This window comes from Embleya hyalina (genome assembly GCF_003967355.1).
In the GTDB taxonomy this organism is placed as follows: domain Bacteria; phylum Actinomycetota; class Actinomycetes; order Streptomycetales; family Streptomycetaceae; genus Embleya; species Embleya hyalina.
Map to the genome: position 1 here is coordinate 208870 of NZ_BIFH01000025.1, position 12516 is coordinate 221385.

Here is a 12516-nt window from a genome sequence, read left to right on the forward strand (position 1 = left end):
TCCCCATGCGACGAACCAGGTCATCCGAGACACCGAGCGAATCGGAACCGCCGGGCGTGGCGACCGGCACGTGTGTCCGCCGTTGTCGCCGCCCCGTCGTGCTCCGATACCGCGCGACAGCGACCGCCGCAGCCGGGGACCTGGAGCGCGCCGACCACCGCCCGCCTCGAGCCGTACGTCTTCGCGCCGTCGACCTCGGGATCGCTGCGGCGGGGCTACCGGCCGGCCGGCGCCATCGCCCCATCCGGTGGCCGAGCGGCACCGATGCAGTCACATGACGCATACCCCGGCTGTCCGGCCGGCCGCAGAATCGTGAAGCGAGCACCCTCGGGCCTTTCCGGGGCGGCGGGCAGGCACGATCGGGCGGCGCCGGTGGCGTCGTGCCATCACGGGCGGGGATCGCGGAAGGCGCTGCCGTGGTTGCCCGACGTTCGTGGCTGGTCGGACTCGGGTTCCGTGCTCCATGTGGTCGGCTTGTGCGCCGCTTCTGTGTCGTCGACGGCTTGGCCGATGTGGAGCGGCCTCGTGAGGCTGCTCGCGAGCGGGCGAACGCGCGGCGCACGGAAACGTGCGGCTTGGTGACGGCTGCGTCGAGATGCGTCGAATGTCGGGTGACCTTTCGGGCGGCCGGCGGCTGTCCGTCCCAAGTCCGCGCACCGCGTGGCCCCTTCGCGGTCGCCGAAACCCGCGCCGGCGCCGGCGATGGACGCCCACATGCTGCGGGGTCCCGTGGCCGGGCGGAACCCGAAGGTTCCCGCACGGCCGTGCACACACGAAAGGACCTACGGAGACCCCATGGTGGCAAGGACGACGACATCGTTGTGGGACCGGTTCGCGGCCTTCGACCCCGGTCTCGTGCGTCTGGCCTCCGCGCTGGGCGCCGTGCTCGGTACCGCCGCGACCCTCGCCGTGCTGACAGCGCTGCGCGTGCCCGAGACGGCGCTGGTGGTCGGCGGCTTCACCGCGATGACGACGTCACTGGCCGTCGGCGACCTACACCCGCGCAACCGGTTCGTCACGCTCGGACTCGGCGTTCCGCTCTCGCTCGCGTCCCTGGCCGCCGGAGCCGCGCTGACGCCGTACCCGACAGCGGCCAAGCTGGTCTTCCTGATGGTGATCCACCTCGCCGTTCAGGCCCGCCGGTTCGGCCCGCGAGGGCTGGGCCTGGGGATCTTCGGTTTCATGGCCTTCCTGCTGTCTCAATTCACCCAGGCCCGGGTCGACCGGCTTCCGCTGTTCGGGGCATCGGTACTGGTCGCGTTCGGGGCCGTCACGATCGTGTGGTGCTGGGTCGGCCCCGTCACGGCGTCCCGCGCCCTGATGCGACTGCGGCGCACATTCGATGTGCGTCTGCACGACGTTCTGCGGGACACGGCCTCGATGATCGCCACCGGGCAGGACATCGACGCCCGGAGCCGATCGTTGCAGGACCGCCTCGACCGGCTGCACGCATCCGTGCTGCTGATCGAGGACTTTCTCGACGAGCGCGCCGCCGACGAGGACACCGAGGCCCTGCCGGCGCACCTCGGCCGGGTGGAGGTGGCCGCGCATCGCCTGGCCGTACTGGCGGTTCGTGCGATGCGCACCCCGGCAGCCGGCAACGATCCGGCGGAGCGGACGGCGCGACAGCTGCTCGCCCGGCGCATCCGGGCTCTCCGGCAGCCCACCGTGGGAACTCCCTGCGCGGCCGAGCGGTGGGTTGAGGGGTACGAAGGCGGCCCGGCGAACCGGCCGACCCGCTCCGCTCTCGTGCTGGACTGCTTCCCCCCGGTCGACGAACTCGCCGAAGCCCTGCGGGTTCTCGGCCCACGCGAGCGCCCGGCAGGACGCGGGACACCTCCGGGCAAGCCCGCCCCACGCACCTTCGGGGCGCCGCCGCGCGGGGGCACGGACACCGAAAGCCTGAAGCGGGAAGCCACCCGTCAGGCGTTTCAGGTGACGGTTGCCTCGGCTCTCGCCATCGCGGGCGGTCAGCTCCTGTCGCCGCACCTGTGGTACTGGGCCGTCGCGGCCGCATGGGTCGTCTTCATCAAGAACGAGAGCACCGGCGAGGTACTGCTCCAGAGCCTGCGGCGGCTGGCGGGCACGGGCCTCGGCGTGGTGTTCGGCTACGGCCTTGTCGCCCTGGTCGGCGGAGACGGCCCCGTCCTGCTGGCGCTGCTCCTGCTGTGCATGTTCGGAATGTTCTACACCCCGTCGCACGCCTACTGGGCCGTGACGTTCTTCATCACCGGCACGCTCGGCATGCTGCTCGCGCTGATGGACACCTTCTCGACGCACGTGCTGCTCCTGCGTGTCCAGGAGACCGCACTCGGAGTGTCCTGCGGGATCCTTGCCGCCGTCCTCGTCCTTCCCACCACGGTCCGCCGCGCCGGCGACGCGGAACTGGTCGGCTTCCTGCAAGTCCTCGACCGCCTCCTACGGACCGTCGCGGCAGGAAGCACGGGCACGGAAATCCCGACGAGCCGGGTCCGCGCGGCACACGACCTCGACCGGGCACTGGAATCCTTCCGCAGGGCCTGTCTGCCGCTCACCCATCCGCTCAATCCGCAGCGCCGCCGCCGGCACCGCGTCCGCCACCTGCTGGAACTCCTCGAGACCGGCGCGTACCACGCACGAAGCCTGGCCGCCGCTGCCGAACGTCTCCCGGCGGACCACGTCCCGGAGTGCGCCACCCGTCTCGCGGCTGCCGCCGCCCGCGCGCACGAGACCGTGACCCATCTGATCCGGGTCACCGGCCGTCGATCGGCAAGCGCCTCACGAACGGCACGCCCCACGGTCGTCAGGGCACTGTCCCGGCTCTCGGAGGAACAACGCGTGAGCCGCGACCGGCCGTCGCCGGAGTACCGCCTGCTGCTGCACGTCGAGCGCCTCCATGTGGCCCTGACCGCGCTCGTACAAGCCTTGGACCCACTCGCCTCGGACCCCGACCGCACCACTGCGGTGTCCTCCGAGAGGACGGACATCCCCTTGCCGCCCGGCCCGATCCGGGCCGCCGCCGCCGCAGTGAGCTGCCGCGCCCTCGCCGACCGGTGCGAACGCGCCTGAGCCGGATTGACCGAGTGGTGGTCGGGGTGCCGGTGAACGTGACCGAGACGGCGCATCCGCCGCCCTGTCTCAAGGCGATCGACGCCAACCGATCCCGGACCGGAGCGCGTCTGCGTTCACGAACGCCGTCATGTAGCGGCAACCGCCGGAGAACCGCGTCCCGCACCCACGCGCACGGCGCGGTCGGTCGGCCGGCCCGCCGACCGAAGGCCGACGGCGTCGTCCGGCAGCCACAACGAGGACGAACTCGTCGACGTATCCGACGTAGAGGCCACCGGAACGTGGGAGCCCGCGCCGTACACACGGGTGCAGTCACGTGACGGATACCGCACCCACCGGGGCCACTCGTACGGTCGAGTAAATCCCCGAATTCCAAGGAAATCCCATGGAACAGATCACCCTAGGCAATGTCTCCGTCACCCGGGTATGGGAATACTACGGTTCCGTCGAAATGACGCCCGACACCTTCTTCCCGGAAAGCTCGAAGGAAGTCTGGGAGAACGGTGCCGACTGGCTCGTCCCGCATTTTCTGGATTCCGAGACCAACATCGTGAATTCGGCGATCCAGACCTGGCTGCTGCGCAGCGAGGGCAAAACGATCCTGGTCGACACCGGCGTGGGCAACCACAAGGACCGTCCCTACGCCCCGGTCTGGAACCGCCTCGAAACGGACTTCCTGGCCAACCTCGCCCGGGCCGGTGTGCGGCCGGAGGACGTGGACATCGTGATCAACACGCATCTCCACATCGACCACGTCGGCTGGAACACCTACCTGGACGAACGGCAGTGGGTGCCGACATTCCCCAACGCCACCTACCTGATGTCGAAGGACGACTTCGACTTCTGGAACCCGGAGAACGGTCACCGGCCGCTGCTCGGCCGCGGCAACCAGAACGTGTTCGAGGACAGCGTGGCCCCGGTGCACCGGGCCGGCCTGACGCGGTTGTGGGAGAACAGCCACCGGATCGACGCGAACCTGCGCCTGGACGCGGCTCCCGGGCACACGCCCGGCTCCTCCGTGCTGACGCTCGCCTCCGGTACGGACCGCGCGGTGTTCGTCGGCGACATGCTGCACAACCCGGTGCAGATCCTGGAGCCGGACACCAACAGCTGCTTCTGCGAGAACCCCGCCGAAGCCCGCGCCACCCGCCGCAAGGTGCTGGGCTGGGCGGCCGACAACAACGCGCTCGTGATCCCCGCGCACCTGGGCGGGCACGGCGGCACCGAAGTCGTCCGCGAGGGAAGCACGTTCGCCGTCAAGGGCTGGGCGCCCTTCACCCCGTACACCGAGCAGGGCTGAAACCCGCGGAAAGGCAGCAAGATGAACCACCACCCCGAACCCGTAGTGACCACCGCGCAGGGCGCTGTGCGCGGTCTGCACCGGGAGGACGGCACCGCCGCCTTCCTGAACATCCCCTATGCCGCCCCGCCCGTGGGCGCCGGCCGCTTCGCGCCGCCCGAGCCGCACGAGCCCTGGGACGGCGTCCGGGACGCCACGATCCCCGGCCCCAACTCACCGCAGTCCCAGCGCAAGCTCGGCAACATCGATCTGGCCCCCTACTTCGGCACCGGCTGGCACCGCGGCGAGGACTACCTCACCGTCAACGTCTTCGCGCCCGCCGTCGCGCGAAGCGACCTGCCGGTCATGGTGTTCGTACACGGCGGCGGCTTCGTCGCCGGGTCGACCCGGTCCACGCTGTACGACGGGTCCGCCTTCGCCCGCGACGGCGTGGTCCTCGTCACGCTCAACTACCGGCTCGGTATCGCCGGTTTCCTGGACCTGCCCGGAGCCCCCGCCAACCGCGGTCTGCTCGACGTCGTCGCCGCGCTGCGCTGGGTGCGGGAGAACATCGCCGGGTTCGGCGGTGCCCCGGACAACGTAACGCTCTTCGGCCAGTCGGCCGGGGCCACCGTCGTCGGCGGCGTCCTCGCCACCGCGGAGGCCGCGGGTCTGTTCCGGCGGGCGATCGTGCAGAGCGGCAGCGGCCTGGGCGCGTTCAGTACCGAGCAGGCGGCCCGCGTCACCGCCGCGGCCGCCGAGGTCCTGGGTGTCGAGCCGCACACGGACGCCTTCGCGGAGATCTCCGACGAACGTCTGGTGGAGGCCGCTTCCAAACTCGCGGGCATCGACCTGCGGACCGCCACCCACCACGACCCGCTGATCGGCCTCAGTCCCTTCAGCCTGGTCCTGGACACCCAGCCCGCCGAAGCGGTCGCCGCCGGCCTCGCCGCCGGCGTCGACCTGCTCATCGGCACCAACACCGAGGAGGGCAACCTCTACCTGGTCCCCGTGGACAAGTACGCCACCTCGACCGCGGCCGACGTCAACGACGCGGCGATGCGCTCGCACCCGGATCCGGCCCGGCTCGTCGAGACCTACCGCAAGTCCCGCCCCGAGGCGTCCTTCGCGGAACTGCGCTCCGCCATCATGGCCGACGCCCTGTTCGGCGCGGGCACCCGCGCCCTGGCCGCCGCCCATGCCGCCCACCCGGAGTCCGCCACCTACGCCTACGAGTTCGCCTGGCGCTCCCAGGCCCTGGGCGGAGAACTCGGCGCCGCCCACGCCGTCGAGCTGCCCTTCGTCTTCGATCTCGCGGACCGGCCCGAGCTGAACGGCCCCAACGCCCTGCTCGGCCCCGACAAGCCCCCGGCGGGTCTCGCGCACCGCGTGCACGAGACCTGGATTCGGTTCGCCGCCACCGGCGACCCCGGCTGGGACCCCTACGACCCCGATCGCAGGGCCACGATGCGCATCGACGCCGAGTGGACCCGGATCGACGACCCCCGCAGCCGGGAACGGCAGGCCTGGATCTGACACCCAAATGTGTGTTGCCCGCTCCCCCCTTTCAGGGATCACCACCGCTTCGAGGAAGACCGTGACCAGAACCGTCATCACCACCGGGAACGCCCCCTCTCTCCCGGCCCCGCTCTCCCAGGGCATCCGCAAGGGCCCCATCCTGCAGGTCTCCGGACAGCTCCCCTTCGACCCGGACACCGGCGCGGTCGTCGGCACCACCGTCGCCGAGCAGACCGCACAGGTGCTGCGCAATGTCACCGCCGTACTCGAGGCGGCCGGCGCGGGCCTGGCGGACGTCGTCATGCTCCGCGTCCACCTCACCGACCCCGCCCACCTGCCCGAGCTGAACGAGGCATACGCGGCAGCCGTCGGCGAGCCCTTCCCCGCCCGCACCACCGTCTACATGCGGCTCCCACCGGGACTCCTCGTGGAGATCGACGCCCTGGCCGTGCTGGACGACTGACACGGCCGCAACACAAGGCCGGTCCGGCGCGGTTCGAGGGGACCGCGCCGGGCCGGGGTCGATGGTCGGATGAGGCGCCCGTGCCGCCCGCGCGGCCGGTCGTCCCGGGACGTCAGGCCAGGGAGAGGAACAGTTTCTCGAGTTCGGCTTCGCTCAGCGGCGCGGTGTCGCCGTTGGCGGCGGCGCTCATGCACTGGCGCATGTTGCTTGCCACGATCTTGAAGCCGGCGCGGTCCAGGGCCCGGGAGACGGCGGCGAGTTGGGTCACGACGTCCTTGCAGTCGCGGCCGGCCTCGATCATGGAGATCACGGCGGTCAGCTGCCCCTGGGCCCGGCGGAGCCGGTTGAGCACCTCGCGGGAAGCTCCCTCGTCGACGGTCATGCGGTTGCCTTCCTTTCCTTGCGAACCCCGATCCATGGTACCCCCGGGGGTATGTTCCCCGGGTGGTGGTGTGTCCGGGTGCCGGCAGACGGGTCGGTCGTGGGGCCGGAGCCCCGCCGGCGGGCGGGTCAGTCGTGGGAGAAGCGGATGTCGGGGAGGATCCGGCGCAGCCACCTCGGGCTCCACCAGGCCGCGTGGCCGGTCAGGCGCAGGAGGACGGGCAGCAGGACGAGGCGTACCAGGGCGGCGTCGAGCAGCACGGCCAGGCCCAGGACGATGCCCATCTCCTTGGGGGGCAGCGGTCCGGAGAGGGCGAAGGTGAAGAAGACGGCGACCATGACCGCGGCGGCGGCGAAGATGACGCGTCCGGAGTGGCCGAGCGCGCCGACGACCGCTTGGCGGGGGTCGCGGGTCTTCTCGTAGTGCTCCTTGGCGGACGCGAGCAGGAAGACGGTGTAGTCCATGGCGATGGCGAAGATCATCGCGAAGAAGAACACCGGGGCCCAGCCGTCGAGGAAGCCCTGGGGGGTGAAGCCGAGGAGGCCGGAGCCGTGGCCGTCCTGGAAGATCAGGCGCGCGGCGCCGAACGCGGCGGCGGTGGCGAGCAGGCTGGTGGCGGTGCCCAGCAACGCGGCCAGCGGGGCCTGGAGGGCAAGGAGCAGCAGGAGGAACCCGAGTCCGAGGACGACGCCCAGGACGAGCGGGGTCTTGGCGTCGAGGGTGGCCTGGAGGTCGAGGTTCTCCACGGCCGCGCCGCCGACCTTCGCGTCGTCGGGGAGCGTGCCGCGCAGGCGGTCGACGGTATCGGCCAGCTTCGGGTCGGACGGGTCGACGGACGGCATGGCCTGGAGCATGGTCAGGGCGGAGCCGTCGTCTGCGTGCCGGGCGGGCATGACCCCGGCGATCCCGGGGTCGCCGGCGAGCGCGGCGGCGGTGGCGTCGGCCGCGGCGGTGGGCGTGACGATCTGGAGCATGCCGGGGGCGCCGGGGCCGAACGCCCGCTGGACGGCGGTGTATCCGGTGCGGGCCGAGGAGTCCTCGGGGACCACCGTGATGGACGGCATGGCGGTGCGCAGCCCGATGATCGGGGCGGCGAGGGCGATCAGGACCAGCAGGGCGGGGATGCCGTGGCGCAGCGGGTGGCGCCACAGCCGCTCGCCCCAGGAGGTGAACGCGACGGAGGCGCCGGCCCGGTCGGCGTCGCGGCGGGTCCAGGGCGGGGCGGCGGCGTTGACCTTGTGGCCGAGGCGGCCGAGCACGGCGGGGAGCAGCGTGAGGGTGGCGGCGAGGACGAAGGCGACGGCCAGCATGATGCCCAGCGCCATGGAGCGGAACGCGGGGGCCGGGACGAGCATCACCGCGGACAGGCTGACCAGCACGGTCGCGCCGGACAGCAGGACGGCCTTGCCGGCGGTGTCCATGGTCTCGCCGACCGCGCGGCGCGCGTCGCCGTGCCGGGCCAGGGCCGCGCGGAATCGCACCACGAGGAACAGCGCGTAGTCGATGCCGAGCGCCAGGGCGAACATCATCGCGAAGTTCATCGCCCACACCGACGTGGGCGTGACGTGATTGAGCAGCACCAGCGCTCCGGCGGACGCGGCGAGTCCCGCGAGGGTGAGCAGCAGCGGCAGTCCGGCCGCCACCAGCGACCCGAACGCGAGGACCAGGATCGCGAGCGTGACCGGCCAGGACAGCATCTCGGACTTGATCATCGCGTCGTGGTTGGCCTTGTTGAAGTCGCTCCACAGCACCGACGCCCCGGTCGCGGAGACCTCGACACCGTCGCCGGACAGGGCGGCGAGCGGCCCCTTGAGGTCGTCGGCGGCCCGGACCATGTCGTTGGTGTCGGCCCGGGCGCCGGCGAGCACGATCGCGGTGCGCCCGTCGGGGCTTGTGGTGACGCCGTTCTGCGGCGGGACGACCTCCGCGATGCGGGAGTCGGCACGCAGCAGGGCGGTGGCGCGGTCGACGACGGCGCGTACGGACGGGTCGTCGACCGGACGGTCGGCCGCGACGACCACCTGGAGCGCCGAGGAGGCGTTCCCGCCGAAGTGCGCCTGGGCCAGGTCGCGCACCTGGACGGACTCCGAGCCGTTCGCCTGCCAGCCCGCGCCCGCGAGGGCGGAGGTGACCTGCGGGGCGAACGCGCCCAGTCCGGCGACCAGCGCCAGCCACAGCACCGCGACCAGGCGCAGACGCCCGGCGGCGAGGACGCCGAGGCGCCCGAGGGGCCCGAGACGTGTCGGCGTGTCGGCGGCGGCGCCGGGCTGCGGCGGGGTCGCGCTCCGCGCCGTGGCGCGGGTGGGGTGGTCGGCGGTCGTCACAAAGCCTCCTGATGGATACCCCCGGGGGTACGTTCCGAACCACGGTAGCCGATACCCCCACCCGTATACAAAAATACGGGTGGGGGTATATTTGAAGCCGCTCGGGGATTCACCGAAGGAGGCCTGACATGGGCTACGACCGCACCGTGCGCGTCGACACCGACTTCACCACCACCGTCGCCGCGGTACGCGACGCGCTCGCCGCCCACGGGTTCGGCGTGCTCACCGAGATCGACGTCACCGCGACGCTCCGGGCCAAGATCGGCGCCGAGATGGAGGACTACCTGATCCTCGGTGCCTGCAACCCGGCGCTCGCCCACCGCGCCCTGGACGCCGACCGCGCGATCGGGCTGCTACTGCCGTGCAACGTGGTCGTGCGCCGCGACGGCGAGCGCACCCTCGTCCAGGCACTGGACCCCATGACCATGGTCGCGCTCACCGGCGACGCGGCCCTGGAGCCGGTCGCCCGCGAGGCGGCCGCCCACCTCGACGCGGCCCTCGCCGCCCTCGCCGCGTGACCACCCGTACCGGACGCCGGGACCGGGAACAGCGGGTGGACTTCCTCACCTTCATGAGCGGCCCGACCGGACGGGCCCTGCGCATCGCGGCCGGCACCGCCATGATCGCCACCGGCGTGACACTCGGCGGCGGCTGGTGGGCCCTCGCGGCCCTGGGCCTGCTCCCACTCCTCACCGGCGCGCTCGGCATCTGCCCAGTCACCATGCTCGCCAACCACAGGTCGCACCTGCGCGAGCACGGCTGACCCGGCCCCGGGGTCCCGGGCGATCCGGGAATCACCGTGCGCGCAAGGGCCGTTCGCCGTCCGCTTCAACGGTGCGATCCTTTGGCGTTGCTTTCGCGAGAACCGAAGCCGCTTCAGCGCGAACCCGAGGGTCCGACGCCCCGATATCGGGGGTTGGGCCCTCCGGTTCGCGGTGAAGTCGCGGGATCGCCCACCAGCGGCCGCTCCAAGAGAGCGCGCACGGAGTTCGCGCAGCGGATCCGGTCGAGAACAGGGAGACCGGCCGGCCGGACCACAGCCCGGACATCTTCCCGGCCTAGGTCACCAAACCGTGCTCGGCCAGGCTCCGTGCGAGTAGGTCCAGGCCACTCCCATAGAGCTGCGAAGCACAGAATTGCCGAAGGACATGCGGCGTCAACTTGTCTGCCCAGCCCGCAAGATGCGCTTCGACCGCGTTGTCGGGTCCACCTCGCAGGGCGTCGTCGCCGACCGGGCGGCCCGAGCCGCGGGCGCCCTTACCGTGGCGAACGTGGAGCTTGCCGAAGCGTCCCGGGTCCCACTTGATGTCGGCCGGGTCGAGCTCGCATGCCTCGCCGACCCGCGGGCCGACCTGGGACATCAGCTTCGAGGCGGTGTGGTTCCGGGCGGTCGGTGCGAGCTTCCGGCAGGTCGCCAACTCGCCTCCCCAGCCGGTGCTCTCAAGGCATCGCGACGGTTCTGCTAGTCACTGGTACCGGGATATAGCTATGCTCCTGGGCATGAGTAAGCAGACGAACATCCGGCTGGACGAGGCCGTCAAGGCCGCCGCCGAGGAGCGGGCCAAGCGCCGTGGCCTGAGCCTGCAGGGGTATGTGGCCGATCTGATCGAGCAGGACGTGAACGAGTCGCGCGCCGCGTTCATGGCCGGCGCCGCGACGTTCCTGGCGGAGTACGCCGACCGGTTCGAGACGGAGTTCGGCGAGGACCGCTACCCGGGCCTTTCGGTGGAGTCGACGCGGACCGCGCCGCGGGACGCCGCGTGAACCTGCGGATCGACCTCGCCTGGATCCTGGCGGTCGCCCAGCAGATCCCCGGCGACCCCCAGGTCGTGGACTACGGCGTGCCGATCGCGGCCGACGCCCGCCACCGCGCGGAGATCCTCGACCACGAGGTCTACCCCGAGCCGCACCACAAAGCCGCCGCGCTGCTGTGCGAACTCGCCCGCAATCCGAGCCTCGAGGCGCGGAACCTGCTGTTCGCGGCCACCGTCACCGCGGCCTACCTCGCCGCCTGCGGCCTCCCGGTGAGCCCCGGCCTCGACACCGTCCTCCCCCTGGCCCACGCGGCGCGCGAAGGCCTCCCGGTACGCGAGGTCGCCATCCAACTCAAGACCTGGACGAGCTGACCCACCCGGCGGCAAGAACACCCGAGACGAGGGTTGGTCGCCGTCACGGGCCATCCGGGCGCCGGGATCGACGAGCAGGAGATCCGCTTCCCGGGCGGGCCCTCGTCACCGGCATGACGCGGCCCCGCCCGACCACGCGCGGGCTGCGGTCAGCCGGACGTGCCGCAGAACGTGTGTTTCATGATGTTGTCGACGGCCCTGCCGTGGTCCGGCGTCACGTTCGACCCGTACGGGTTGAACACGACCACGACCGTCGTGCGCCCATCCGGGCTCGCGTACATCCCGGTACGGGTACCGATCGCCGCGCCGCCGAGGCCCCACGGATCGGGGGCACAGGTCAGCGGCCAGTTGCCCAGGCCGAGTCCGTATCCGTCCTCGCCGCCGCGGACCGTCTTCTTCATCTCGGCGAGTTCGGCCGGGCGCAGCAGTTTGCCGGAGAGCAGGGCCGCGTCGAAGCGGGCCAGGTCCCGGGTCGTCGAGATCATCTGCCCCGAGGCACCCGCCCCGGACATGTTCAGGCGGGTGACGTCGAAGACCCGGCCGCCGTTGCGCAGATAGGCCTTCGCGTAGGGGCGGTCGAGTTCCGGCGAGTCGCCGGGGAAACCGGTGTCACGCATATCCAAAGGACGCAGGATGCGGCGTTCGACCTCTTCGGCGTAGGTCCTTCCGGTGACCCGTTCGATGATCATCCCGGCGAGCAGGTAATTGGTGTTGGAGTAGTGGAAGTCGTCCCTACCCGGTGTGGTGGTCATGGGTCTGCGCAGGGACGCGATCGAGAGTTCGCGCGCGGTTCGGGTCTGCCATCGACCCGTGCGCAGCCACGTTCGGACGGCGGCCTCGTTCGTGAAGTCCGGGAACAGGGCAGGGTCGTCGGTGTAGTCGGGAATGCCGGACGTGTGGTTGAGCAGATGACGCAGGCGGACCGGTTCGCCTGCCGGCCCATGGGGAACGCGCAGACCCGGCAGGTACGCGTCGATCGGGTCGTCGAGACGAAGCCTGCCCTCACCGACCAGTTGTAGGACGACGGTGGCCACCAGCGCCTTGGTGGTGCTGCCGACCCGGAAGCGGCCGTCGGGACGGACGGGCGCCTTCGTGTCGCGGTCGCGGACGCCGGCGGAGCCGCGCCAGACGACGTTCCCGTCCCGGCGGACCTCGATGGCGGCGGCGGTGGAGATGTCGCCGGCGACCAGGGCCTCGAGGTCGGCGGCCAGACCGACGGTGTCGACGGGGACGACGCCGCGCGGTGGTGTTGGTGGGGCCGCTGCGTCTGCAGCGGCGGCGGCGGTCGCGGTGGCGAGGGCGAGTGACATGGCGGCGGACAGGCCGACCGTGACCCGAACGAGCCGTGAGCCGAGGGCGCGCGAAAGGGCGGGCAC

The 12516-nt window shown here is 71.7% G+C and carries 11 protein-coding genes; 8 read left to right on the top strand and 3 right to left on the bottom strand.

Annotated elements, in window-relative coordinates:
• Window positions 1-795 precede the first annotated feature (795 nt).
• From EMA17_RS27340 to EMA17_RS27355, 4 genes are all read left to right on the top strand, one after another.
• Window positions 796-3048 (top strand): FUSC family protein, encoded by a 2253-nt coding sequence (locus EMA17_RS27340; RefSeq protein ID WP_126639781.1) that lies wholly within the window; start codon window positions 796-798, stop codon window positions 3046-3048.
• Window positions 3049-3433: 385 nt separating this feature from the next.
• On the top strand, window positions 3434-4348 hold the full coding sequence (locus EMA17_RS27345) for an MBL fold metallo-hydrolase (RefSeq protein WP_126639782.1): 915 nt from the start codon (window positions 3434-3436) through the stop codon (window positions 4346-4348).
• Between the two features lie 21 nt (window positions 4349-4369).
• Window positions 4370-5863 carry a carboxylesterase/lipase family protein gene (locus EMA17_RS27350; protein ID WP_126639783.1) on the top strand — a complete coding sequence of 498 codons (1494 nt, stop codon included), beginning with the start codon at window positions 4370-4372 and terminating at the stop codon, window positions 5861-5863.
• A gap of 61 nt (window positions 5864-5924) precedes the next feature.
• A complete protein-coding gene (locus EMA17_RS27355; RefSeq protein ID WP_126639784.1) occupies window positions 5925-6308 on the top strand; it encodes a RidA family protein in 384 nt (127 codons plus the stop codon).
• 112 nt (window positions 6309-6420) lie between these two features.
• On the opposite strand, the gene EMA17_RS27360 is transcribed toward EMA17_RS27355, so the two are convergent.
• Window positions 6421-6690, bottom strand: coding sequence for a metal-sensitive transcriptional regulator (locus EMA17_RS27360; protein WP_126639785.1), 270 nt, complete (start codon window positions 6688-6690; stop codon window positions 6421-6423).
• Between the two features lie 128 nt (window positions 6691-6818).
• Window positions 6819-9014: an MMPL family transporter gene (locus EMA17_RS27365; RefSeq protein WP_126639786.1), complete on the bottom strand. Its 2196-nt coding sequence runs from the start codon at window positions 9012-9014 to the stop codon at window positions 6819-6821.
• A 128-nt stretch (window positions 9015-9142) separates the two neighbouring features.
• Between EMA17_RS27365 and EMA17_RS27370 the strand changes: the two genes are divergently transcribed.
• The 4 genes from EMA17_RS27370 to EMA17_RS27390 all read left to right on the top strand — a co-directional run bounded on the left by EMA17_RS27370 (window position 9143) and on the right by EMA17_RS27390 (window position 11140).
• Window positions 9143-9532: a DUF302 domain-containing protein gene (locus EMA17_RS27370; protein WP_126639787.1), complete on the top strand. Its 390-nt coding sequence runs from the start codon at window positions 9143-9145 to the stop codon at window positions 9530-9532.
• Window positions 9529-9777, top strand: coding sequence for a YgaP-like transmembrane domain (locus EMA17_RS27375; protein WP_126639788.1), 249 nt, complete (start codon window positions 9529-9531; stop codon window positions 9775-9777). The genes EMA17_RS27370 and EMA17_RS27375 overlap by 4 nt, the downstream gene beginning before the upstream one ends.
• Before the next feature lie 737 nt (window positions 9778-10514).
• Window positions 10515-10778, top strand: coding sequence for a hypothetical protein (locus tag EMA17_RS27385; protein ID WP_174861438.1), 264 nt, complete (start codon window positions 10515-10517; stop codon window positions 10776-10778).
• Window positions 10775-11140 (top strand): hypothetical protein, encoded by a 366-nt coding sequence (locus tag EMA17_RS27390; RefSeq protein ID WP_126639789.1) that lies wholly within the window; start codon window positions 10775-10777, stop codon window positions 11138-11140. The genes EMA17_RS27385 and EMA17_RS27390 overlap by 4 nt, the downstream gene beginning before the upstream one ends.
• Window positions 11141-11289: 149 nt before the next feature.
• Here EMA17_RS27390 and EMA17_RS27395 read toward each other — a convergent pair whose 3' ends face one another.
• Window positions 11290-12516, bottom strand: a complete 1227-nt coding sequence (locus EMA17_RS27395) for a serine hydrolase domain-containing protein (RefSeq protein WP_160161580.1) — start codon at window positions 12514-12516, stop codon at window positions 11290-11292.